The following is a 21,958-nucleotide window of genomic DNA, read 5'->3' as shown; positions in this document are numbered from 1 at the left end:
CTTGCCAGGTAGCGGCATCGTTCCTAGCGTCGGGGAATGAGCGAACCGACCCCCGTGGCAGACCCGACGTCCAGCTGGAGCTTCGAGACCAAGCAGATCCACGTCGGGCAGGTCCCTGATACCAATACGCAGGCCCGTGCCCTGCCCATCTACCAGACCACCTCCTACACCTTCCGCGACACCGCGCACGCCGCGGCGCTGTTCGGCCTGGCCGAGCCGGGCAACATCTACACCCGCATCGGCAACCCGACCCAGGACGCGGTCGAGCAGCGGATCGCCGCGCTGGAGAACGGCGTGGCGGCGCTGCTGCTGTCCTCCGGGCAGGCCGCCGAGACCCTGGCCATCCTGAACATCGCCAACGCGGGCGACCACATCGTGTCCAGCCCGCGGCTCTACGGCGGCACCTACAACCTGTTCACCTACACGCTGCCGAAGCTGGGCATCGAGGTGTCCTTCGTCGAGGATCCCGACGATCTGGACCAGTGGCGCGCGGCGACCCGCCCGAACACCAAGGCGTTCTACGGCGAGACCGTGTCCAACCCGCAGAACCACATCTTCGACATTCGCGGGATCGCGGACGTCGCGCACGCCGCGGGGCTGCCGCTCATCGTCGACAACACCGTCGCCACGCCGTACCTGATCCAGCCGCTCGCGCACGGCGCCGACATCGTCGTGCACTCGGCGACGAAGTACCTCGGCGGGCACGGCGCGGCGATCGCGGGCGTCATCGTGGACGGCGGCACCTTCGATTGGTCGGTGCGCGACGGCGACGCGCCGCGGTTCCCCGGCTTCGTCGAGCCGGACCCGAGCTACCACGGCGTGGTCTACGCGGATCTGGGCGCGCCGGCCTACGCCATCAAGGCCCGGGTGCAGTTGCTGCGTGACCTCGGCGCCGCCATCGCGCCGTTCAACGCCTTCCTCATCAGCCAGGGCCTGGAGACGCTGAGCCTGCGCGTGGAGCGCCACGTCAGCAACGCGCAGCAGGTCGCGGAGTTCCTCGCCGAGCGCCCCGAGGTCACCTCCGTCTCCTACGCCGGCCTGCCCTCCTCGCCGTGGTACGAGCGCGGCAAGCAGCTGGCACCCAAGGGCACCGGCGCGATCATCGGCTTCGAGCTGGCCGGTGGTATCGACGCGGGCAAGAAGTTCGTCGACGCGCTGACCCTGCACAGCCACGTCGCGAACATCGGTGATGTCCGGTCGCTGGTCATCCATCCGGCTTCGACCACGCACTCCCAGCTCACCCCGGAGCAGCAGCTCAGCTCCGGCGTCACCCCGGGCCTGGTCCGGTTGGCGGTCGGCATCGAGGGCATCGAGGACATCCTCGCCGACCTGCGCACCGGCTTCGACGCCGCGTCGTAGTCAGGTCAGCCGGTCGAAATCGCCGCGCACCCAGCCGATATAGCGATCGGCCGAGCGGCGGACCGCGGCGCGCGCGTCGCGGTCGATGGTTTTGCCGAAGTTGTCGTAGAGGCGGTCGAAGTCGAATTCCTCGACCGCCTCGGTGACACGCTCGACCACGGCCGGGGACAGCGGGATGCGGTTGGGGTAGCTGCGCATGAACGCGACCGAGGTGCGGTCCGGGTTCGCCTGGACCGTATCGGCGCTGAACAGCACGCCCTTGCCCGCCGCCCCGGCCGCCCAGTGCAGCACCGCGCTGCCCGGAAAGTGCCCGCCGAGCTGACGCAGGACGACACCCGGCAGCACGTCCAGCCGATCGGACCACGGCCGAATGGCGCTGTCCGGGCGGGCGATCCACTCCAGATCGGCTTCGGCGACGAGCACCGGCACCCCGCCGAGCGCCCGGCTCCACTCGACCTGCACGCCGTAGTGGTGCGGGTGGCTGGGCACGATGGCCACCACCTCGCCGAGTTCGAGCACCCGCCGCGCGGCGTCGGCGTCGACATATCCGGTGACGTCCCACAGCACGTTCCCGGCGGGGGTGCGCAGCAGATGCGATTCCTGGCCGATGCCGACCTGGGGCCGCACGGTCAGGCCGAACAGATCCGGCTCCAGCTCCTGGATCGCCACCGTATGCCCTTGCGCCGCAAGCTCTTCGAGCGTCACCCACTGCTGCCCGGTGGCGGGCACCCACTGGCGCTCGTCGGCGCAGATGGCGCAGCGTTCGGCGGCCGCCTCGTGCTCGACCGCGCAGGTCCGGCAGATCTTCCACATGCTCACCTCCACGTTTCTACACGCGGCGGAACCTACAGGCGTGCCGCCAGGACGTGGTCGCGCAGATAGCCGAGGATGTCGGCGCGCGCGGTCCGGGCGGCGGGCACCGCGCCCGGCATGCTCAGGAAAGCGTGCGTGGCTTCCGGATAGCGGATCAGCGTCGTCTCGACGCCCGCGCGGGCCAGAGCGTCGGCGTAGGCGGGTGCCTGATCCTCGAGCGTGTCCAGGCCCGCCGCCAGGATGATCGCCGGGGCGGCACCCGTGAGATCCGCGGCATACAGCGGAGACATCGCCCGGGCCTCGAAGGACGCGGGCAGTACCAGGCGGCCGAAGGCCCGGCAGTTGGCCGGCGAGGCCGTCGGCGCGTCCGCGTTCTCGGTGAACGAGGGATACCGGAACAGCTGATCGGTCCAGTCGAGTTGCGGGTTGATCAGCACCTGCGCGCGCACCCGGAGCTCGAGATCGTTCGCGGCCAGGGCGGTGAGCGCCGCGAGCGTCGCGCCCGCGCTGGAACCCAGCAGGACGAGCCGCCCGGGATCGGCATCCCACCGCGCGGCCTGCTCGACCAGCCGCGGTACCGCGGCGTAGGCGTCCTCGACCTGCGCGGGCGCGGGATGCTCGGGCGCCAGCCGGTAGTCGACCGCGGCCACCACGGCCGGCAGCCGGGCCGCCAGGTGACTGAGCAGCCAATCGTCCTGTGCGGGTGTGCCGCCGATGAAACCGCCGCCGTGGAACGCGACGATCAGCGGAAGCGCCGTACCGCCCTGGACGGGCCGGTACAGGCGGACATCCAGCCGCCGGCCCGGCAGCTCCAGGGTGTGTGTGCTGATGTCCGCGCCGCGGTCGGGTTTCCCGGTGATGAGTTTGCCCACCGCGCTGCCGAGTTTGCGATCCTGCGCCGCGCGCAGGTCGATGGCCTGCTCGGGGGTGAGCGCATCCCAGTCGACCTTCGGTGTGAGCGCGGACAGCAGCCGCATTCTCCGGGGAATCGTGCCTCGCATGATGTGCCTTTCGTCGGTAATGGTCAGTGCAGGGCGCGGCGCAGGGCCGCGCCGAGTTCGGCGTTCTGGCGCTGGGAGATCTCGGCGGACAGGATGGCCTGCGAGCCGTGGAAAGTGCCGGGCCACTGGTGCAATTCGACCGGCACGCCCGCCCGCAGCAGGCGCAGCGCGTACTCGATGCCCTCGTCCCGGTTCGGGCAGAACTCGGCGGTGGCGAGGTAGGCGGGCGGCAGCCCGGACAGGTCCTCGGCGCGGGCCGCCGCGGCGTACGGGGTGGCCGGGATGTCACCCAGGTAGTGCCCCCACATCTGCGCGATCTTCGTCCGGGTCACGAAGGGCGTGTCGGTGAAATTCCTTGCTGACCAAGAGGTTTGGCGATCGTCCAGGCCGGGCTGGTGCAGCAGCTGGAAGCGGATCGGCACACTGCGCTCGTCGCGCGCCCGCAGGGCGACCGCCGCCGCGATCCCCGCGCCGGAACTGTGCCCGCCGACCGCGATCCGCGCCGGGTCCAGGCCCAGCTCGTCCGCGTGCCCGGCCAGCCACCGCAGCGTCGCGTAGACATCGTCGGGCGCGGCGGGAAAGGGCTGCTCCGGGGCCAGCCGGTAGGCCACCGAGACGACCGTCGCACCGGAGTTGCGCGCCAGCATGGCGGCCCACGGATGTTCGGTCTCCAGATCGCCCATCACGAACCCGCCGCCGTGCAGCCACACGATCGCGCCCTGCGCGTCCTGCGGCCGATAGATCCGGATCGGCACCCCGGGATCGCCGGGGACCGTGCGGGTTTCGATGTCCAAGCCGGTGGTGTCCACCGGCATCGCGGCGGACAGCGCGGCCAGCTGGCGGCGCGCGGCGGCCGGGTCGGACAGATCGGCCGGCGGGAACAGCGCGGTGAACGGTTCGAGTTCGGGATCCATGACACCTATCGTCGTGGCCCGCGGCCGCGAGATCATCCGCCGATCGTCGCGTGTCCGGGCCTTCCCGCGCGACGATCGCCGCGCCTATCCTCCAGGGATGGACGCCTTGATCGTGCGGCTCTCGCAGCTGGACACCGAGGCCGAGGGCGCGCTGCGGGTCGTGATGTTCTACGACACCCTGCTGCGCCGGCGGGTGGACCTGCCGGCGCTGGCCCGCGCCTCGGCCAATCTCGCCGAATGCGCGGCGGGCATCCGGGTGCACGGCACCGGGCGGATGTTCCGGTTCGGGCCGGACGGCCGGGAGGTCGCCGAACCGCCGCCGGTCGCGTCGCTGACGCTGCCGATCCTGCTCGACGAGGAGGAGATCGGCAGTGTCTGGCTGGAACGCACCGGTCCGTCCCGGGCGCTGGACGACCTGCTGCTGGACCGGCTCGCCATCACCACCGCGGCGGTGGTCGAACGCTACGGCCCGGCCCGCACCACCATGGCCGACCCGGCGCTGGTGGAGCTGGTGATCAGCTCGGGCACCGAGGCGGCGGCGCGCGATCGGGCGTTGCGGCTCTTGGGTTTTCCCGCCGAACTGCCGGTGCGCGTCGCCGCCGTGCGCTCGGATCTGCCGCTGGATCGGATCGGCGGCCTGGTCTGCCCGGGCCGCCCGGTGAAAGCCGCGACGGTCGGCGACGTCGGTGTGCTCCTGTCCGCGGCGCTCGACCCGGCCGGATTCCCGGCGGGTGTCCGCGCGGGTCTCGGCAACTCCGAGCGACCGGAAAAGTCGTGGTACGAAGCGAGTACCGCGCTGCGCTTCAGTACTGCTCGGCAGCCGGTGGTGCACTACCGGAGTCTCGGTGTGCTCGCGCTGCTCGCGCAGGTGCCCCGGGATACGTTGCGGGACAACGCCGATGTCGGTGCCGTCGCCGGAATCGCGGGTAGCCCCGACGATCTGGATACCATGGAGGTCTACTGCGGTACCGGCTCGCTGCGCCGCGCCGCGGAGCTGCTGCACCTGCATCACAGCAGTGTCGCTCGCCGGCTCGAGCAGCTCGGCCGGACATTGGGGTTCGAACTCACCGAGCCCGCGGGGTTGGTGCGCGCCCAGCTCGCCTTGAGCGCCTGGCGACTAGCCGATGGATAACGCTTGCCGGAAGTGTGCTTTGGCATTCTCGCGGTAGGCGTCTCGGGGATCTCGATTCCTCCGATCATGCCTGCTCGATCGCAAATAACGTGTTCTAGATTGACGGCCGTTCGCAACTCTGGTTGTCTTGGCGGAACCGTTGAGGATGCTAAAGCATCGCAGCGGCGCTCCGGCTGGACCGCTGGAACGTGTAGCAAAACAGGCTGATGCGCGGTACGCGGCGGGTGATCCGTTGCGCTGGGTTAGCCGCTGTGCTGAGCGGGAGGGCCCATGCTCGAATTGACCGACGTGGTGCGGGAATACCGCATCGGCGGCGCGACCGTGCGCGCGCTGGACCAGGTCAGCCTGCGGCTCACCGCCGGGCAGTTCGTCTCGGTGGTCGGACCGTCGGGTGCGGGCAAGAGCACGCTGCTGCATCTGCTGGGCGCCTTGGACGCACCCGACTCCGGATCGATTCGCTTCCAGGGCACCGAGATCGGCGGGCTGGACGACAACCGGCAGTCCGAATTCCGCAGGCAGCACGTGGGCTTCGTCTTCCAATTCTTCAACCTGCTGCCCACGCTGTCCGCCTGGGAGAACGTGGCCGTCCCGAAACTGCTGGACGGCACCAGGTTACGGGCCGCCAAGGGCCGGGCGCTGGAGCTACTGGACCTGGTCGGGCTGAGCGGCCGCGCCGCGCACCGCCCCGCCGAGCTGTCCGGCGGCCAGATGCAGCGGGTCGCGCTGGCCCGCGCGCTGGTGCTGGACCCGCCGTTGATCCTGGCCGACGAGCCGACCGGCAACCTCGATTCCAAGACCGGCGCGGCCATCCTGGAACTGCTCGCGGAGATCGCCCACGACGCCGCCCGCGCCGTCGTGATGGTCACCCACAACACCGAGGCCGCGGCCGCCACCGACCGGGTGCTCACCCTCGGCGACGGCCGCATCGTCACCGACTCCGCCGCGCTGACCCTCGCGGAACGCCCATGACACCCCTGCTCGACCGCTGGCGCCTGTTCAGCCTGCGCGAATTCGGCACGCACCGGGGCCGGACCTTCGCCTCGATGGCCGTGATGGCGGTGTCGTCCGCGTTCCTCGTCGCGGTGCTCGGCATCTTCGGCTCGCTGTCGAGTTCGGTCGACCAGCTGGTCGCGGGCTTGGCCGGGGGCGCGACCCTCGAAATCTCCGGTGTCACCGACGCGGGCTTCCCCGCCGCGCTCCAAGCCCAGGTGGCCGCCGTACCGGGCGTCGCGCACGCGGTGCCGATGCTGCGCGCCAAGGTGCCCAGCGGCGTCGGGCCGGTGCTGGTGCTGGGCGCCGACGGGGGCGCCACCGCGCTGCACAGTGATCTACAGGAGGCGGTCGACGGCCAGATCTTCGCGCTGGCCTCGACGCCGAACGGTGTGCTGGTCGGACCCGGCGTGGGCGTCGCGGCCGGCACCCGGCTGCGACTGGGCGCGCTGGAGGTGACGGTGGCGGGCGTGCTGTCGGGGGAGAAGCTGGAGCGGCTCAACGCGGGCCACTACGTGCTGACCTCACTGCCGGTCGCGCAGCGCGTCACCGGCCGCACCGACCGGCTCGATTCCGTGCTGATCGTGCCGCGCCCCGAGGCGGACCCGGCGGCGCTGCGGACCGCCGTCGGCGCGGTGGTGGCGGGGCGCGCGCTGGTCGCGGAGCCCGGCACGCGCGCCGTGCAGACCGGCGGCGGCGTGCGAATGATGCAGACCATGACGTTGCTGGGGGCATCGCTGGCGTTCATCGTCGCCGCGTTCCTCATCTACACCGCCATGAGCATGGCGATCGTGCAACGGCGGCAGACGATTTCGATGCTGCGCGCGGTCGGCGGCAAGCGCTCGACGATCGTCGGCGATCTGCTCGTCGAGGCCGCGGTGATCGGCGTGCTCGGCGGCGGCATCGGCGCGCTGCTGGGAATCGCCATGGGGCGCATGGCGATCGGCACGCTGCCCGCCGCGCTGGTGCAGTCGGTGGAGGCGCGCACGGTGTATTCGGTGCCGCTGACCGCGATTCCGATCGCGATCGCGGCCGCGGTACTCACCAGCATGGCGGCCTCGGCGGTGGCGGCGCACCAGGTGTACAAGGTCTCGCCGGTCGAGGCGCTGGCGCCGGTCGGCGCGGGCGTCGGCGATCAGGTGGCGGTCCGGCTGCGGCTGGCCGCCGCGGGTGCGGCGGTGTTCGACCTCGTCGCCGCGATTGTCCTGGTGCGCTTGCACCTCGACGGATTCCTCTGGTCCGGCGTCGCGCTGAGTCTGTTCTTCGGAGCCGGTGTGCTGGTGTGCTTCGCGGCCGCCGGGCCGCTGGTCGGCGCGACCGCCCGGGTCGCGCGCGGCTTCGGCCGGGCCGGTGAATTGGCGGGCGCCACTTTGGAACGCGCGCCGCGGCGGGTCTGGGCCACCATGATGACGGTGTTCATGGCGGTCGCCGTGACGGTCACCACCACCGGGGCCAACAACGATCTGCTCGCATCGATGCGCGGCTCGATGGGTTCGATGGGCGCGGTCGACATCTGGGTTTCCTCGCATCCGCCGGACCAATTTCCGACCGGCCCGGCCCTTCCCGCGGCGCTGCCCGCGGCGGTGGCCGCCCTGCCGGAGGTCGAGCAGGTGATCGAGGCGCAGGTGGCCTACGCGACCCTCGGCGAGCACAAGGTGCTGCTGTACGGCATGGCCGCCGGCGCGGTGAATCCGCTCTACGACGGTTCGACGCCCGAGACGCGCGCGGCGCTGGTCGCCGGTCGCGGCGTGGTGTTGTCTCGCGACATGGCCCGCACCCTCGACGTTTCGGCGGGCGACGCGCTGTCCATCCAGACGCCGACCGGGCCGCACGAGACCACCGTGCTGGGTGTGGTGTCGTACTTCTCGGCGCTCACCGGCACCGTCGGCCTGGGCCTGGCCCAGATGCGCGAGTGGTTCGACCGGCCCGGCGCCACCCTGCTCCAGGTCCGGGCGCGACCGGGCGCCGACCCCGATCGGCTCGCGGCGACGGTGCGCGGGCTGGCCCCCGGGGCCGAGGTGTATTCCGGTGCGACGGCTCTGGCGGCCGTCGAAGGCTCGGCGAGGCAGGGCATGGCGGTCGCGACCGCCATGTGGGTGATCGTCGTGCTGATCGCCGCGATCGCCCTGCTGAATACGCTGACGCTGTCGGTGCTGGAGCGCCGCCGCGAAATCGGGGTGCTGCGGGCCATGGGCGCCAGCCGCCGCGTCACCGTGCGCATGGTGCTCGCCGAGGCGGCCGGCCTCGGAATCGTCGGCGGCGTCCTGGGTTTAGGCTTCGGCCTGGCCAGTCAGTACTTCTTCGGCACCGTGACCCCGGACATCATGAACATCGAGGTGCCCTATCGGCCGGGCGCTACGGCGCTGCTGTTCGCGGCGGGCGCGGTGCTGCTGAGCCTGCTCGGCTCGATCCCGCCGGCCGTGCGGGCCGCGCGACTCGGCATCATCGGCGCCATCGGCGCCGACTAGTCCGGTCGCACATCTTCGGGATGTCGTCGGTGCATCGGTTGTCGCCCATCAGGTCGAATCCGGCCAACCCCGACCGGGATTCGCCTACCCTGCATCGACCGATTCGTATCCCCTCTATCCCAGGACAACTCATGAGCGAAGCAGCGCTATCGGACCTCTACGCTGCGGCCCAGGCCCTGATCGCGGGCCCCGAGGCCGCCGCCCGCCCCGCCCGCGATCCGATCAACCAGCCGATGATCAACAACTGGATCGAGGCCCTGGGCGATGCCAATCCGATCTACCTCGACCCCGCCGCCGCCCGCGCCGCCGGATACGACACGGTGGTCGCGCCGCCGGCGATGACACAGGCGTGGACCATGCCCGCGCTGGGCGCCGAACGCGATGACGACCACCCGACCGTCAAACTCTTCGAACTGCTGGACAGCGCGGGCTACACCTCGCTGCTGGCGACCGACTGCGACACCGTCTACCACCGCTATACCGCTCTCGGAGAGCAGGTTTCGCTCCAGGCATCCCTGACGGCGTGTGCGGGGCCGAAGCAGACCGCGCTCGGGGAGGGCTGGTTCTGCACCGTCCGCAGCACCTGGCTCGTCGGCGCCGAAGTCGTGGCCGAGATGAACTTCCGGATGCTCAAGTTCCGGCCTGCGGCACGATCCGACTCGGCCGCGGCCGCGCCCGCCGAACACGACCCCGGTGCGCCGCTGGCGGGCGAGAACGCTCGATACGGCGGCGCGCCGACCCGATTGGTGCCCGAGCAGCCGCCGCTGGCCGAGGTGGACGACCGGTTGCCGGAGCTGGTCATCTCGGCGACGCCGACCTTCATCGTCGCGGCGGCCCTGGCTACGCGCGATTTCCAGCCGGTGCATCACGACCGCGATTACGCCCGCGCGCGTGGCTCCCAGGACACCTTCGCCAATATCCTCACCGACACCGGCCTGGTGCAGCGTTTCGTCACCGACTGGGCCGGTTCCCGCGCGCAGATCACCTCGATCAACCTGCGATTGGGCGCGCCCTGGTACGCCTACGACACCGTGACGCTGTCCGGCCGGGTGAGCGCGGTGGCGGGGCAACGGGTTTCGGTAGCGGTGACCGGGACCTGCGCGCTGGGCAAACACATCATCGCGACCGTGGAATTGATCATGGACAGAACCGCCACGCGCGAGGACGCGCTGTGAACGGGGTGCATCCCGCGCCCGATATCGCCTCGCTGCTGCGCGCTCGGATCGGCGATCCGCACCCGGGATTGCGCACCCGCGAACAGGAATGGTCCTGGGACGAGGTGGTGACCGAGTCCTACCGCCGCGGAGCGTTGGCGACCCGGCTGCGATGGTCGGGTCCGCGACACATCGGGGTACTGCTGGACAATGTGCCCGAATTCGTATTCTGGCTCGGCGGTGCGGCATTGACCGGCGCGACGATCGTGGGCATCAACCCCACCCGGGACGACGACACCCTGGCCGGGGAGGTCCGGCACACCGACTGCGGGCTGATCATTACCGACACCGCCGGGGCGGCGCGGCTGCGATCCCTCGATCTCGGGGTGGGGCACGATCGGATCTTGGACATCACCTCCGCCCGGTACCGCGAGTTGCTCGCGGATTCAGCTGTCGCGGAGAGCGATACCGCAGGGACGGGGACCGCGGATTCGTTGCTGCTGCTGTTGTTCACCTCCGGCACCACCGGCCGCTCGAAGGCCGTGCGCTGTACCCAGGGCCGTCTGGCGCGTATCGCTTACGCCGCGGCGGCCAAGTTCGGGCACACCCGCCAAGACGTGGACTACTGCTGCATGCCGCTGTTCCACGGAAACGCGCTGATGGCATTGTGGGCGCCCGCGCTCGCCGTCGGCGCGACGGTATGCCTGACGCCGAAATTCTCTGCCTCGCAGTTCGTTTCCGACATCCGGTTCTTCGGCGCGACCTACTTCACCTACGTCGGCAAGGCCATCGCCTACGTCCTGGCCACTCCCGAGAGCCCGGACGATTCCGACAACCGGCTCACCCGCGGATTCGGCACCGAAGCCGCACCCGACGATCGCTCACGATTCCTCGACCGCTTCGGCGCGCCCTTGGCCGAAGGTTACGGCTCGAGCGAGGGCGGAGCGGTCGCCATCGCGGATCCGGCCGCCCCGGCCGCCGCACTCGGTCGCCCCGCGCACGCGGGGGTGGTCATCCTGGATCCGCAGACCCTGCGGGAATGCCCGGTCGCCGAGCTGGACTCGCGCGGGCAGCTGCGCAATGCCGACCTGGCGGTGGGGGAGATCGTCGACAAGACCGGCTCTCCGAATTTCGAGGGCTACTACGCCGATTCCGATTCCGACGCGCAACGCCTGCGCAATGGCTGGTACTGGTCCGGGGATCTGGGCTACCTCGACGACAAGGGCTTCCTGTATTTCGCCGGCCGCCGCGGCGATTGGGTGCGAGTCGACGGCGAGAACACCTCGACGCTCGTCACCGAGCGCGTGCTGCGCCGCTATCCCGGAATTCTGGCCGCGGCCGCGTACGGGGTGCCCGATCCGCGGTCGGGTGATCGGCTCATGGCCGCGGTCGAGGTGGCCGATCCCGCGGAATTGGATCCGCAGGCGCTGGCGGAGTGGCTGAGCGGTCAGCCGGATCTGGGCGGCAAGGGAATTCCGCGACTGCTGCGGATTTCGTCCCGCCTGCCCGCGACCGGGTCCAACAAGATAGTCAAAGGTGTTCTGCAGCAGCAACGCTGGGACACCGACGACCCGGTCCACCAGTGGACCGGCCGCCCGCCCGCTCGGTACGCGCTCATGACCGCCGCCGACAAGCACGCGCTGGCCACCGAATTCGCCACGCACGGCCGCGTGCATCTGCTGGTCCCGGAACAAGGAACCGCTGATGACAAGCGCTGAGGCGCGCCGCGCCCGAGCGTCCTACGGCGCGATCGGCTTGCCCAGGCGCAGCACCTGATCGACGCCGAAGACCCGCGCGGCCATCCGCTCGCCGCGCGGTAGCCGCGCGGCGACCGTTGCCCAGGGGACCAGGCCGAGGTCGGTGATCCGGTAGGTGACGCCCTCGTGCACGACCTCGGCGGTCCCGGCGGCGAGCACGTTCCGGAGCCAGTCGGCCGAGGTGCCGTAGGGCAGCAGGGTGAGGAAATCGGAGCCCGACTCGGCGATGCCGATCGGCGTCGCATAGGCCTTGCCGCTGGACCGGCCGACGTGCCGGATCACCGAGGAGCCGGCGCCGGGCTGTCCGGCGGTCTTCATGTTGTGGCGATTGGTGAAGCGCCGGTTGAAACGGCGCACGGCGGAGAGGCCGGGGCGATATCCGGTGCGCATCGACACAACCAGGAACACGAGCAGGGCCAGCACCAGGCCGACCGGCGTGCCCACGATGGTCACGATCCAAATCCACATGATCAACTTCTCTCTTACGTTGTAAGTCCGCTGCCGTAAGGGAAGCATTACAACGTAAGGCTGTCAAGGGTCGCCGCCTTACTGCGTACGGTAAAGTTGGCCGGCAATGGTTACCGAGCACCGTCCCCGCCTGAGCCGCGAGCAGATCCTGCGCACCGCCGTCGCCCGTGCCGACCGCGACGGGGTCGCGGCGGTCACCATGCGCAGTGTCGCCACCGACCTCGGGGTCGAGGCGATGTCGCTCTACCACCACGTCGCGAACAAGGCCGAACTCCTCGACGGGATGATCGAGGTGGTGCTCGACACCATCAACGCCGAGGTCCAGCCGCTGACCGCCGAATCGCCCGCCGACTGGAAACCGGTGTTGCGCAGCCGCATCCTGCTCGCCCGCCGGGTCCTGCTCCGGCACCCCTGGGCGCCGGCGCTGATCGGCACGCGCTCGCCGATGACCCTGCCCCTGATCACCTACTTCGACGCGGTGATCGGCCTGCTGCGCACCGGCGGTTTCTCCTACGACCTGGCGCACCACGCCATGCACGCGCTCGGCAGCCGGGCCCTCGGCTTCACCCAGGAACTGTTCGAGTCCGCGGGCGGGCCGTCCGACGAGGAGGCCACCGCCATGCTGGCCGCCATGGCCGACCAGTTCCCGAACATCGCCGGGATGATGGCCGACGAACCGGTACACGACGACGCCGATCCGAAACTGGGCTGGTGTGACGACCAGACCGAGTTCGAATTCGGCCTGGACCTGATCCTGGACGGCCTCGAACGGCTGCGCACCCCCGCCTGAGGGGCGGTCCCGGGCATTTGTCCCGAATTTTCGGGACCTTCGGATCGGTGCGGGTTGCCGGGGATTTACCCAAACTGGTCAAGGTGGCGCGGTTCCCCGTGCGATCCGATCGCGCACGCGTCCACCAGGAAGGTGCCACCGAAGCCATGTGCTCCGCACAGCCGGACTCCGAGACCATGCACGCCGCGATCGAGATGGCGCTCCGCGCGCCCTCGGTGCACAACAGCCAGCCCTGGCGCTGGCGGATTGCCGGTCCCACCGTCGAGCTGTACGCCGATCCGGACCGGCACCTGGCCGCCACCGATCCGCAGCAACGCGGACTGGTCCTCAGCTGCGGTGCTGCCCTGCACCACTGCACCGTGGCGATGGCGATGCTCGGCTGGCAGGCCGCGGTCGACTACCTGCCGAAGCCGGACGATCCCGATCATCTGGCCACCGTGCGATTCACGCCGCGAGCGGCGAGCCGGACCGATTTCGAACTCAGCGCGGCGGTGCTGCACCGCCAGTCCGACCGGCGCCGCTACAGCTCGTGGCGGGTGCCCTCGGGCTACATCCGCACGCTTGCCACCCGGGCCTCCGCGCACGGGGCGGTGGTGCGGCACGTGCCCGCGGGACTGCGCCCGCACCTGGCGCGACCGGCCCGCGCAGCCGTGGACCAGCATGCCGCCGACCGTGCCTATCAACGAGAACTGGCCGCCTGGAGCGGGCGGCACGGCACCTCCGACGGCGTGCCCGCGGAAAACAGCCCGCTACCGGACCCCGGCGACGAGATCCCCGTGCGCGGGTTCAGCGAGCCCGCGCTGCCCGACCGGACCAGGCATCCGGACGCCGCCGAATGGCTGGTGATCTGCACCCCCGCCGACGACCGGAAGTCCCGGGTGCGCGCGGGCGAGGCGATCAGCGCGACGCTGCTGACCGCGACCGATCTGGGGTTGTCGAGCTGCCTGCAAACCGAACCGCTCGGCCTGCCCGAGCTGCGCGACGATATCCGCACCCACGTGCTCTACGACTGCGCCTATCCGCAGGCCATGATGCGCGTCGGCTGGGTCCCGACCTGCGCGGCGCCGCTACCGCAGACGCCGCGCCGGCCGTTGGCCGAGGTGCTCGATCAGTAGGCGGCTTCGCTGTCCGGGTTGTCGGAGAGGCCGAGTTTGGTGGCCAGCACCGCGGCCTCGGTGCGGCCGCCCACCTCCAGTTTCGACAACAGCTGGGAGACGTAGTTCTTGACGGTCTTCTCCGACAAGAACATTCGGCGCGCGATCTGGCGGTTGGTCAGGCCCTCGCCGAGCATGCCGAGTACGGTGCGTTCGCGATCGGTCAGTGTCGCCAGCGGTCCCTGCGCGGTCGCGGCCTGGGTGCGCAGCTTGGTCATCAGGGCGGCGACGGCGCGCTCGTCCAGCAGCGAGCGGCCCGCGCCCACCGCCCGGATCGCGTCCACCAGTTCGCCGGAGCGGATGTCCTTGACCAGATAACCGCTCGCGCCCGCGAGGACCGCGCCGATCATGGTGTGTTCGTCGAAGTAGGCGGTCAGCATCACGCAGTGCAGGCCCGGGGTCTTGGCGAGCAGTTCGCTGCACAGCTCGACGCCGCTGCCGTCGGGAAGGTGGATATCGAGCACGGCGACGTCCGGGCGCAGCGCCGGGACCCGCAGCCGGGCCTCCGCGCAGGTGCCCGCCTCGCCGATCACCCGCAGGTCGGCCGCGCCGGCGAGGAGATCGCGGAGGCCGAGCCGCACGATCTCGTGGTCGTCGACCAGGAAAACCGTCGCCACCGCAGCACCACCTCCTCCACCTCTGCGGAAGCACGGGCTTCCCTCTACCAAGTATCACCGGCGGGCACGCTGAAACGAAGCCACGCTCCATGCTGGAGGTTAGCCCTTCGAGGCTATGAAGGATCGGACCGCCCATCTCGGGCGCGGTGCGCGGGGAGTATCAAGAATTCAGCATTCGCGGTCTCATTGCTACGAAATTGCTATCCGGACAGTTTCCACACGCGCACGGCGAGGTGAACGTCCAGGCGGCGCGGGCCGTCCAGCCAATCCGGGCCGAGCAGCGCGCCGATCCGGGACAGCCGCTGCCGCACGGTGTTGCGGTGGATGAACAACTCCTCGGCCGTGCGGGCGATGTTGGCACCGAATTCCAGGTGTGCCCAGGCGGTTTCGGTGAGGGTGGTGTGGTGCCGCGCGTCGTAGTCCAGCAGCGGCTGGATTTCGGTGAGCGGGCCGAACGCCGGGTCGAGGGTGTGCGCGGCGTCGAGGAGCAGGCCGACCGCGCCGAGGCGGGCGCCGTCGAGCAGCGCGCCGGTGCGGCCGAGCATCTGCAGCGTGGACAGAGCGCGGCGCGCTTGCCGGTAGGAGGTGGTCAGCTGGTCGAATCCGGTTGCGGGGCCGGAGAATCCGATTGTCGCCGTGCCGTCGAGCGCGGTGTGCACGCGCTGGGCCACCGCGCCGTCGTCGGCGGCCACCACGCAGAAGTCACCGTCATAGCGGGCGATCAGCGCGCGCGGCGTCGCTACGGCCGACCGCAGTCGACTCTCCATGCGCCGGTCGTCCGCGCCGGGCGCGGCGAGGACGACGACGGTCAGGGCATCGCTCGGCCGCAGCCCGAATCTACTGGCGCGCTGCCGTTTCCGATCCGCCGGTACGTCGCGCCCGGACAGGAGATCGTCGAGCAGCTCGATCTGGAGCTGCTGGGTCGCGTCGTGCGCGGCCCGGTCGAACAGGCGCAGGATGGTGAGGAAGATGGACAGCCGCTCCAGGAGTCCTGCGGGCAGGTCGGGTAAGCGGTCCGCCAGCACGAGGGTGGCCAGGTGGTCGCTCGCGGTGCGGGCCGGGATCAGTGTGAATGTCGCACCCGCGGTGCGGAATTCGCGAGGTTCCCCCGTCTCTGCCGCCGCGCGGAGGGGTTGCGCGAGCGGGCCGGCCGCGAGCTCGGCGATGCGAGCGGACCACTGGTCGCCGGGACCGGTCGCGAGCACCCCGTCGGCGGCGTCGAGCACGGCGACCCGCGACGCCGCGATCCGCTGCGCCAGATCGGCGAACCCCGCGTAACCGCCGCCACCGATCACCGTCTCGATCAGCCGCCGGTCCAGCGCCATCAGGCTCTGCAACTCCGACATCTCGTGCTGCTGGGAGACCTGCTCGCGGCCGAGCCGTTCCAGGGCGCCGCGGATCGAGGAGAACCGCTCGGCGTTGTCCAGCGCGACCGCGGCGTGCTTGCCGATGGTGTCGATCAGATCGACGGTCGCGTCCGGGTACGCGCGTCGCGCGCGATCCGCGATGAGCAGCGCGCCGATCGCCTTGCCGTGCAGGTACATCGGGACGCCGAGGATGGACCGGACGCCCTCGGCCCGCACGATCGCGTCCACCTCGGGCAGATGGGTGATCTCGGGATCGCCGAGGTAGTCGGCGCTCTGATACGAGGTGACCCCGGCGGCCGCGCGCCCGACGATGCCGGTGCCGATCGGCATGCGCAGCAGCCGGTAGGCCTCGGTCCGCACGCCGTCGGACTTGCGGATGTAGGTCTCGTTGCTGGCGTGGTCGTTGAGGCTGAGGTAGGCCATATCGCTGCCGGACAGGGTGCGGGTGCGGCCCACGATGGCCTGGAGCACGGCCTCCACATCGCGGATGCCGGTGAGGTCGGTGGCGGTGTCGTGCAGTGCGCGCAGCACCTCCTCGCGGCGGTCGCGTTCGGCCGCCCGCACGCCCAGCTCGCGGGCGGCGACCGCGGCCGCTTCGGTCAGCTCGCCCCGGGCCAGCGCCGCCGCGACGCGGTCGTCCAATTCGCGCTGGGGGATACCGGTGTGGAGGCCTTCCAGAATTCCAGAGACCGAGGAATCCATAGTCCCATCCTCGTGTGCGGAATGAACTGTCCGACGACATTTCTGTATGCAATATAGCTATATACCGGAAGCTCGGCCGCTTCTAACGTCTGGTGCATGCAGATAACCGGAGCCGTTCTGGAAGAGATCGGCCGCGGGCGGCCGTTCGCGCACTCCAAGCCCCTCAGCGTCGCCCAGCTCGAGCTGGGGGAGCCCGGCCCGAGCGAACTGCTCGTCCGGATCGAGGCGGCCGGGGTCTGCCATTCCGACCTCAGCGTGGTCGACGGCAATCGGGTCCGCCCGCTGCCCATGCTGCTGGGCCACGAGGCGGCCGGGCTGGTGGTCCGCGCCGGGTCCGCGGTCTCGGATCTCGCGGTCGGGCAGCGCGTGGTCATGTCGTTCCTGCCGCGCTGTGAGCAGTGCCCGGCCTGCGCCGAGGGCGGGCGGCTGCCGTGCCCGGCGGGCAGCCGGACCAACAACGCGGGGGAGTTACTGCACCATCCGGGGCGGCTGTCGCGCGACGGAGTGCGCGTCAACCATCATCTCGGTGTCTCCGGCTTCGCCACGCACGCCGTGGTCGACCGCGCCTCGGTGGTGCCGGTCGACGCCGATGTCCCCGCGGAGGTCGCGGCCCTGTTCGGCTGTGCCGTGCTGACCGGCGGCGGCGCGGTGCTCAACGTCGCGCGCCCGGGCCCGGACGACGAGGTCATGGTCGTCGGCCTGGGCGGGGTGGGGATGGCGGCGGTGCTGGTCGCCAAGGCGCTCGGCGTGCGCCGGGTCGTCGCGGTCGACACGCTGCGGGCGAAGGGCGAGCAGGCGCTCGCGCTGGGTGCGGATGCGGCCTACACGCCGGAGGAACTGGTGGACAAGGGGATTCGCGCCCGTTATGTCATCGAATGTGCCGGTCATCCACGGGCCTTCGAGACCGCGTACGCCGCGACCGCGGTCGGCGGCAGCACCGTCACGGTGGGGCTGCCCGGCCCGGACGCCCTGGCATCCATCTCGCCGTTGACCCTGACCGCCGAGGCGCGGACGGTCGTCGGCAGCTATCTCGGATCGGCGCTGCCCGCCCGCGACATTCCACGCTATGTGCGGATGTGGCGCGACGGCGTGCTGCCCGTCGAGCGCCTGATCTCGGACCGGATCGACCTGTCGCGGATCAACGAGGCGATGGACCGGCTGGCCGACGGGCAGGCGATCCGCCAGATCATCACCTTCGACGAGCCGACCCGATGACGGGCCACTACATCGACGGCGCCTGGACCGGTGACGCGCCGACGCTGGCCGTGGAGAACCCGGCCACCGGCGCGATCATCGCGCGGGTCGCCGACGCCGACGCCGCGGTGGGGCAGCGCGCGCTGGCGGCCGCGGTGGCGGCACAGGACAGCTGGGCCCGTACCAGCCCGCGCTCGCGCGCCGATCTGCTGATGCGCGTCTTCGACCTGCTGCACGAGCGCACCGAGCAGTTCGCCGCGCTGATCACCGCGGAGATGGGCAAGCCGCTGGCCGAGGCCCGCGGCGAGGTGGCCTACGGCGCCGAGTTCTTCCGCTGGTTCGCCGAGGAAGGTGTGCGCGCGGACGGCGGCTACCGGCTCGCGCCCTCGGGCGCGCGGCGCATCGTCACCATGAAGCAGCCGGTCGGACCGGTGCTGGCCATCACGCCGTGGAACTTCCCGTTGGCGATGGGCGCCCGCAAGATCGCCCCGGCGCTGGCCGCGGGGTGCACCCTGGTGCTCAAACCCGCGCCGCAGACGCCGCTGACCAGCCTCGCCCTGATGGAACTGCTACACGAGGCGGGTTTCCCGCCTGGCGTGGTCAACTGCGTGACCACCTCCGACGCCGCGGCCGTGTGCGCGCCGCTGATCGCCGACCCCGGACTGCGCAAGCTGACCTTCACCGGTTCGACGGCGGTCGGCCGGGCGCTGCTGGCGCAGGCCGCCCCGCGCGTGCTGCGCACCTCGATGGAACTGGGCGGCAACGCGCCCTTCGTCGTTCTGGCCAGTGCCGATCTTGACAAGGCCGTGGCCGGCGCCGTCGAGGCGAAAATGCGCAACTCCGGCGAAGCCTGCACCTCCGCCAACCGGTTCCTGGTGCACGAGACGCTGGCCGCGGAGTTCGCGGACCGGCTGAGCGCCGAGCTGTCGGCCCTGCGGGTCGGCGACGGCAGCGCACCCGGCACCCAGGTCGGACCGCTCATCGACGCGGCGGCGGTGGCCGCGGTCGAGCGTCTGGTCGACGAGGCCGTGCGCGGCGGCGCCCGCGTACGCACCGGCGGGCACCGCCGACCCGGACCGGGCCACTTCTTCGAACCGACCGTGCTGACCGAGGTACCCGCCGACGCCCGCATCCTGCGCACGGAGATCTTCGGGCCCGTCGCGCCCATCCGGACCTTCGCCGACACCGCCGAGGCGCTGGCGGCGGCGAACGCCACCAGCGCCGGATTGATCGGCTACGTCTTCGGCGAGAAGCTGAGCGAGACACTGACATTCGCCGAGGCCCTGCAGACCGGCATGGTCGGGGTGAACGCGGGCGTCGTCTCCGATCCCGCCGCGCCCTTCGGCGGCGTCAAGGAGTCCGGGCTCGGCCGTGAGGGCGGCCGGGCAGGTCTCGAGGAATACCTCGAGACCAAATACCTCGGTCTCGCCCTCTGACCCGGCTCAGTCGAAGGTGCTGTCGAGCCACTCGACGGTCTGCATGCCGAACAGATCGGTGCCCCAGCCGTACAGATCGGTGAGCATCTTGACCAGCCCGCAGTCCGTCGGCTGGTAGGTGACGTCCGTGCCCCGGGATCGGTAGTTCTCGGCCAGATCACTGGCGTCCTTGGCCGGCACCAGCGACATGAACGAATCGTCCTTGGCGCACGAGGCGATCAGCACCTTGGAGGTGGGCGCACCCCCGACACCGAGCCGGTTGTCGTCGAAGACGTGCTGGAAAGCGGGCTCGTCGGCGGGGCTGATCCCGGAGGTGAAATAAGCGCGCAGCGGCAGGAACGGCAGCGCGAAATAGGCGTCCTGGCACTGTGACCGGAAGACGTCGGCCACGGCGCGCCCGGCCGGATTCAGCCGCGAGTCCAGCGCCATCTCCGGGTACCACGGCTCGAGTCCGAGCAGGGTCGCGAAGCCGAAACCGGAGCCGAGGCCGCCGTCGGCGACCCGCAGGAAGTTGCGCTGGTCGACGACCATCCCCTCCAGCACGGTCGATTTCACGTCCAGCTCCGGGGCGTACTCCGGCTGCAACTCGGCCGAGAACGCCGCGCCGACACCGCCGCCCGCGATCCCGAACAACGCCACCTGCGCATGCGGATCCAGGCCGGCGTCGGTGTGGTGCAACGCCGCACGCGCGCCGTCGAGCTGGGCATGCGCGGCGAACTTGCCCGCGAACACCCCGTGCGGCCGCCGGTCGGCGTCGTTGCCGACATCGGAGATCATCACCGCGTGCCCCTTGCCGAACATCAGCGCGAGCGGCCCCAGCGCGGACCAGGACGCGCCGTCGAGCGGATCGCCGCCGGTCCACTGGGTGCTCGGATGACAGCCCCAGCCGACGCTGTCGTTGGCCGCCTGATACGAGATCAGGTGTTTGGCGCTGTGCGGCTTGTCATCCCGCGGGATCATCAGGATGCCGGTGCTGACGGCGGGGGTGACGCCGTCGACGCCGGTGGTGACGTACATCAGTTTGTAGGCGTCGAGGTCGGCAGGCTTCAGTCCGGTGAACATCACATCCACCTTCTTGGCCTTGATCACCGTTCCCGGTTTCTCGGAGCCGGTCAGCGGCGGCTCCTGATAGAACGGGTCGTTGACGAGCAGCGCCTGGAAGATCTCCTCGGGCGAGCCCGGCGTCGCGCCTTGCAGCGCCCCGATCACATAGCCGTTGAACACTTCGCCCAGACCGGGCGTGCGCGGCGGAACCGGGTCGGCCGCCGCGGTTCCGGTGGCCAGGGTCAGCAGGGCCGCGGCCGCGGCGAGAGTCCAGCGCCGCATCTCAGCGCACCGCCATCGTGGCGTCGACCGGGGTCACGGTGATCTGCCGGATCGCCGAATCCAGCAGCTGCGGGATATTCAGGAAGGGCCGGTGCGACTCCAGCTGAATCTCGTAGGGTGTACGCAGCGCGGCTTCGAGTGCGGGCCAGTCGTTCTGGACCTGGTCCCGGTACTTCGGCAGCAGCTGGGTGGTGATGTAGTCCCAGCGGGCGTCCAGCACCGACCAGTTCCAGTCCGGCAGCGGCAGGGTCAGCAGCGCGGGCCGGCCGTCGGCCATGGTGAACGGCACCCGCACGGGATGGAATTCGCGTGGCGGCACCACACCGGCCACCGAGGGCGACCCGGCCGCGCCGCTGGCGTAGGTGATCGCCTCGCCGACACTGCCCTTGTAGGCGCGCGTCTCGTCCCACTGCCTGGAGATCACGTGGTCTTGCTCGCGGCGCAGCAACGCGGCGTTGCCCGCGGCGATCCGGACGTCCTCGCCCGAGGCGACATCGCGCCAGGCATTCATGATGTCGTCGCCGAACAGGCCCGCGGCGCGGAATTCGGCGAGCGCGGGCAGGCCCTCGGTGACGTACGCGTCGTGCATGGGCATCAGATCCGAGAAGATGTTCTTCTGCATCACCAGGATCATCCCGATGATGTAGTGCAGATCCTCCGGCGTGATCGCGCTGCCCGCCTCGGCCAGCGCCCGCAGTCCGCTGGGCAGTAGATCGACGGCCTGCGGACCCGCGGTCTGCGTCACCGCGCCGATCACGGCACGCGCGGACTCGGCGATCCCGGGCACGCCGTACAGGGTGCTCATCAGCTCGAAATCGAGCAGCCCGCCGCCGAAGTCGGCCCCGACCTGCCCACCCATCCCCGCCCACTGCAACTCGCGATGCGCCAGCTGCAGATCCTCGTAGTAGCGATAGGACTTGATCAGGTTGTCGCGGTTGGCCTGAACACCCACGCGCGGATCCCAGGACCGCAGGTCGATGCCGGCCTTGTTCGTCACGTCGACCAGCCAATACTGGTAGAGCAGCGCCGCATACCGCGTCGGCGCCACCCGCTGCGCCCGCGCGCGATCGAGCAGGTCGCGCAATTCCGCGACGTCGTAGGGCAGTTCGGGATGGACCCCACCGGGACTGCTCGCCGCGTCCCGATTCACCAGCGGCAGATCCAGATACTGGTCCAGCGGCTCCGCCGCCCCCGCCGGGGCGAACGCGGTGAGCCCTAGTCCGACCGCGGCCGCCAGCGCCACCGTCATCGTGCGTCGCGAAACACTGATAGGCATCAGGTGTTCATCCGTCCTCTCTAGAAGTTCGAATCGAACA

The 21,958-nt window shown here is 70.7% G+C and carries 18 protein-coding genes; 10 read left to right on the top strand and 8 right to left on the bottom strand.

Annotated features, from left to right (window positions below):
- The first annotated feature begins 36 nt into the window (after positions 1–36).
- The gene (locus AB0H76_RS31060; RefSeq protein ID WP_357330574.1) at positions 37–1,359 is read left to right on the top strand and encodes a bifunctional o-acetylhomoserine/o-acetylserine sulfhydrylase; all 1,323 of its coding nucleotides are present in this window, start codon (positions 37–39) and stop codon (positions 1,357–1,359) included.
- Here AB0H76_RS31060 and AB0H76_RS31055 read toward each other — a convergent pair whose 3' ends face one another.
- From AB0H76_RS31055 to AB0H76_RS31045, 3 genes are read right to left on the bottom strand one after another with little or no spacing between them, the layout of a single operon-like run.
- Positions 1,360–2,172 carry an MBL fold metallo-hydrolase gene (locus AB0H76_RS31055; protein ID WP_357330932.1) on the bottom strand — a complete coding sequence of 271 codons (813 nt, stop codon included), beginning with the start codon at positions 2,170–2,172 and terminating at the stop codon, positions 1,360–1,362.
- Between the two features lie 32 nt (positions 2,173–2,204).
- On the bottom strand, positions 2,205–3,149 hold the full coding sequence (locus AB0H76_RS31050; protein WP_357330573.1) for an alpha/beta hydrolase: 945 nt from the start codon (positions 3,147–3,149) through the stop codon (positions 2,205–2,207).
- Between the two features lie 47 nt (positions 3,150–3,196).
- Complete coding sequence (locus AB0H76_RS31045; protein WP_357330572.1) at positions 3,197–4,087, bottom strand: alpha/beta hydrolase; 891 nt, start codon at positions 4,085–4,087, stop codon at positions 3,197–3,199.
- 97 nt (positions 4,088–4,184) lie between these two features.
- Here AB0H76_RS31045 and AB0H76_RS31040 point away from each other — a divergent pair, with 97 nt between their 5' ends.
- The 5 genes from AB0H76_RS31040 to AB0H76_RS31020 all read left to right on the top strand — a co-directional run bounded on the left by AB0H76_RS31040 (position 4,185) and on the right by AB0H76_RS31020 (position 11,549).
- Positions 4,185–5,219 (top strand): helix-turn-helix domain-containing protein, encoded by a 1,035-nt coding sequence (locus tag AB0H76_RS31040; protein WP_357330571.1) that lies wholly within the window; start codon positions 4,185–4,187, stop codon positions 5,217–5,219.
- A gap of 270 nt (positions 5,220–5,489) precedes the next feature.
- A complete protein-coding gene (locus AB0H76_RS31035; protein ID WP_357330570.1) occupies positions 5,490–6,188 on the top strand; it encodes an ABC transporter ATP-binding protein in 699 nt (232 codons plus the stop codon).
- Positions 6,185–8,677: an FtsX-like permease family protein gene (locus tag AB0H76_RS31030; RefSeq protein WP_357330569.1), complete on the top strand. Its 2,493-nt coding sequence runs from the start codon at positions 6,185–6,187 to the stop codon at positions 8,675–8,677. Before AB0H76_RS31035 ends, AB0H76_RS31030 begins: the two co-directional genes overlap by 4 nt.
- 131 nt (positions 8,678–8,808) lie before the next feature.
- Positions 8,809–9,852: a MaoC family dehydratase N-terminal domain-containing protein gene (locus tag AB0H76_RS31025; protein ID WP_357330568.1), complete on the top strand. Its 1,044-nt coding sequence runs from the start codon at positions 8,809–8,811 to the stop codon at positions 9,850–9,852.
- Complete coding sequence (locus tag AB0H76_RS31020; RefSeq protein ID WP_357330567.1) at positions 9,849–11,549, top strand: AMP-binding protein; 1,701 nt, start codon at positions 9,849–9,851, stop codon at positions 11,547–11,549. Before AB0H76_RS31025 ends, AB0H76_RS31020 begins: the two co-directional genes overlap by 4 nt.
- A gap of 21 nt (positions 11,550–11,570) precedes the next feature.
- Here AB0H76_RS31020 and AB0H76_RS31015 read toward each other — a convergent pair whose 3' ends face one another.
- The gene (locus AB0H76_RS31015; RefSeq protein WP_357330566.1) at positions 11,571–12,056 is read right to left on the bottom strand and encodes a nitroreductase family deazaflavin-dependent oxidoreductase; all 486 of its coding nucleotides are present in this window, start codon (positions 12,054–12,056) and stop codon (positions 11,571–11,573) included.
- 106 nt (positions 12,057–12,162) lie between these two features.
- Between AB0H76_RS31015 and AB0H76_RS31010 the strand changes: the two genes are divergently transcribed.
- Together AB0H76_RS31010 and AB0H76_RS31005 are read left to right on the top strand one after the other, a co-directional pair.
- Entirely contained in the window at positions 12,163–12,846 is a 684-nt protein-coding gene (locus tag AB0H76_RS31010) for a TetR/AcrR family transcriptional regulator C-terminal domain-containing protein (protein WP_357330565.1), read from the top strand.
- 146 nt (positions 12,847–12,992) lie between these two features.
- Positions 12,993–13,961, top strand: a complete 969-nt coding sequence (locus tag AB0H76_RS31005) for a hypothetical protein (RefSeq protein WP_357330564.1) — start codon at positions 12,993–12,995, stop codon at positions 13,959–13,961.
- On the opposite strand, the gene AB0H76_RS31000 is transcribed toward AB0H76_RS31005, so the two are convergent.
- Entirely contained in the window at positions 13,955–14,617 is a 663-nt protein-coding gene (locus tag AB0H76_RS31000) for a response regulator transcription factor (RefSeq protein WP_357330563.1), read from the bottom strand. The two genes, AB0H76_RS31005 and AB0H76_RS31000, sit on opposite strands and share 7 nt — an antisense overlap.
- A 200-nt stretch (positions 14,618–14,817) precedes the next feature.
- Positions 14,818–16,686, bottom strand: a complete 1,869-nt coding sequence (locus AB0H76_RS30995; protein WP_357330562.1) for a helix-turn-helix domain-containing protein — start codon at positions 16,684–16,686, stop codon at positions 14,818–14,820.
- Positions 16,687–16,782: 96 nt separating this feature from the next.
- Between AB0H76_RS30995 and AB0H76_RS30990 the strand changes: the two genes are divergently transcribed.
- Both AB0H76_RS30990 and AB0H76_RS30985 read left to right on the top strand, forming a co-directional pair.
- A complete protein-coding gene (locus tag AB0H76_RS30990; RefSeq protein WP_357330561.1) occupies positions 16,783–17,901 on the top strand; it encodes an alcohol dehydrogenase catalytic domain-containing protein in 1,119 nt (372 codons plus the stop codon).
- A complete protein-coding gene (locus AB0H76_RS30985) occupies positions 17,898–19,316 on the top strand; it encodes an NAD-dependent succinate-semialdehyde dehydrogenase (RefSeq protein WP_357330560.1) in 1,419 nt (472 codons plus the stop codon). The genes AB0H76_RS30990 and AB0H76_RS30985 overlap by 4 nt, the downstream gene beginning before the upstream one ends.
- A gap of 6 nt (positions 19,317–19,322) precedes the next feature.
- On the opposite strand, the gene AB0H76_RS30980 is transcribed toward AB0H76_RS30985, so the two are convergent.
- Both AB0H76_RS30980 and AB0H76_RS30975 read right to left on the bottom strand, forming a co-directional pair.
- The gene (locus AB0H76_RS30980) at positions 19,323–20,642 is read right to left on the bottom strand and encodes a lipase family protein (RefSeq protein ID WP_357330559.1); all 1,320 of its coding nucleotides are present in this window, start codon (positions 20,640–20,642) and stop codon (positions 19,323–19,325) included.
- Position 20,643: 1 nt separating this feature from the next.
- A complete protein-coding gene (locus tag AB0H76_RS30975; protein WP_357330558.1) occupies positions 20,644–21,918 on the bottom strand; it encodes a hypothetical protein in 1,275 nt (424 codons plus the stop codon).
- Positions 21,919–21,958 lie beyond the last annotated feature (40 nt).

The sequence above is a fragment of the Nocardia sp. NPDC050712 genome, assembly GCF_040654295.1.
Lineage (GTDB): Bacteria > Actinomycetota > Actinomycetes > Mycobacteriales > Mycobacteriaceae > Nocardia.
Note: the sequence above shows the minus strand (reverse complement) of the source record. Positions and strands in the feature narration are given on the sequence as shown.

Coding starts and splice junctions, on each gene's coding strand:
- AB0H76_RS31015 (WP_357330566.1), bottom strand. CDS start 12,056: ATGTGGATTTGGATCGTGACCATCGTGGGCACGCCGGTCGGCCTGGTG.
- AB0H76_RS31060 (WP_357330574.1), top strand. CDS start 37: ATGAGCGAACCGACCCCCGTGGCAGACCCGACGTCCAGCTGGAGCTTC.
- AB0H76_RS30980 (WP_357330559.1), bottom strand. CDS start 20,642: ATGCGGCGCTGGACTCTCGCCGCGGCCGCGGCCCTGCTGACCCTGGCC.
- AB0H76_RS31050 (WP_357330573.1), bottom strand. CDS start 3,149: ATGCGGCTGCTGTCCGCGCTCACACCGAAGGTCGACTGGGATGCGCTC.
- AB0H76_RS30985 (WP_357330560.1), top strand. CDS start 17,898: ATGACGGGCCACTACATCGACGGCGCCTGGACCGGTGACGCGCCGACG.
- AB0H76_RS30995 (WP_357330562.1), bottom strand. CDS start 16,686: ATGGATTCCTCGGTCTCTGGAATTCTGGAAGGCCTCCACACCGGTATC.
- AB0H76_RS31040 (WP_357330571.1), top strand. CDS start 4,185: ATGGACGCCTTGATCGTGCGGCTCTCGCAGCTGGACACCGAGGCCGAG.
- AB0H76_RS30975 (WP_357330558.1), bottom strand. CDS start 21,918: ATGCCTATCAGTGTTTCGCGACGCACGATGACGGTGGCGCTGGCGGCC.
- AB0H76_RS31045 (WP_357330572.1), bottom strand. CDS start 4,087: ATGGATCCCGAACTCGAACCGTTCACCGCGCTGTTCCCGCCGGCCGAT.
- AB0H76_RS31035 (WP_357330570.1), top strand. CDS start 5,490: ATGCTCGAATTGACCGACGTGGTGCGGGAATACCGCATCGGCGGCGCG.
- AB0H76_RS31055 (WP_357330932.1), bottom strand. CDS start 2,172: ATGTGGAAGATCTGCCGGACCTGCGCGGTCGAGCACGAGGCGGCCGCC.
- AB0H76_RS30990 (WP_357330561.1), top strand. CDS start 16,783: ATGCAGATAACCGGAGCCGTTCTGGAAGAGATCGGCCGCGGGCGGCCG.
- AB0H76_RS31010 (WP_357330565.1), top strand. CDS start 12,163: ATGGTTACCGAGCACCGTCCCCGCCTGAGCCGCGAGCAGATCCTGCGC.
- AB0H76_RS31005 (WP_357330564.1), top strand. CDS start 12,993: ATGTGCTCCGCACAGCCGGACTCCGAGACCATGCACGCCGCGATCGAG.
- AB0H76_RS31030 (WP_357330569.1), top strand. CDS start 6,185: ATGACACCCCTGCTCGACCGCTGGCGCCTGTTCAGCCTGCGCGAATTC.
- AB0H76_RS31025 (WP_357330568.1), top strand. CDS start 8,809: ATGAGCGAAGCAGCGCTATCGGACCTCTACGCTGCGGCCCAGGCCCTG.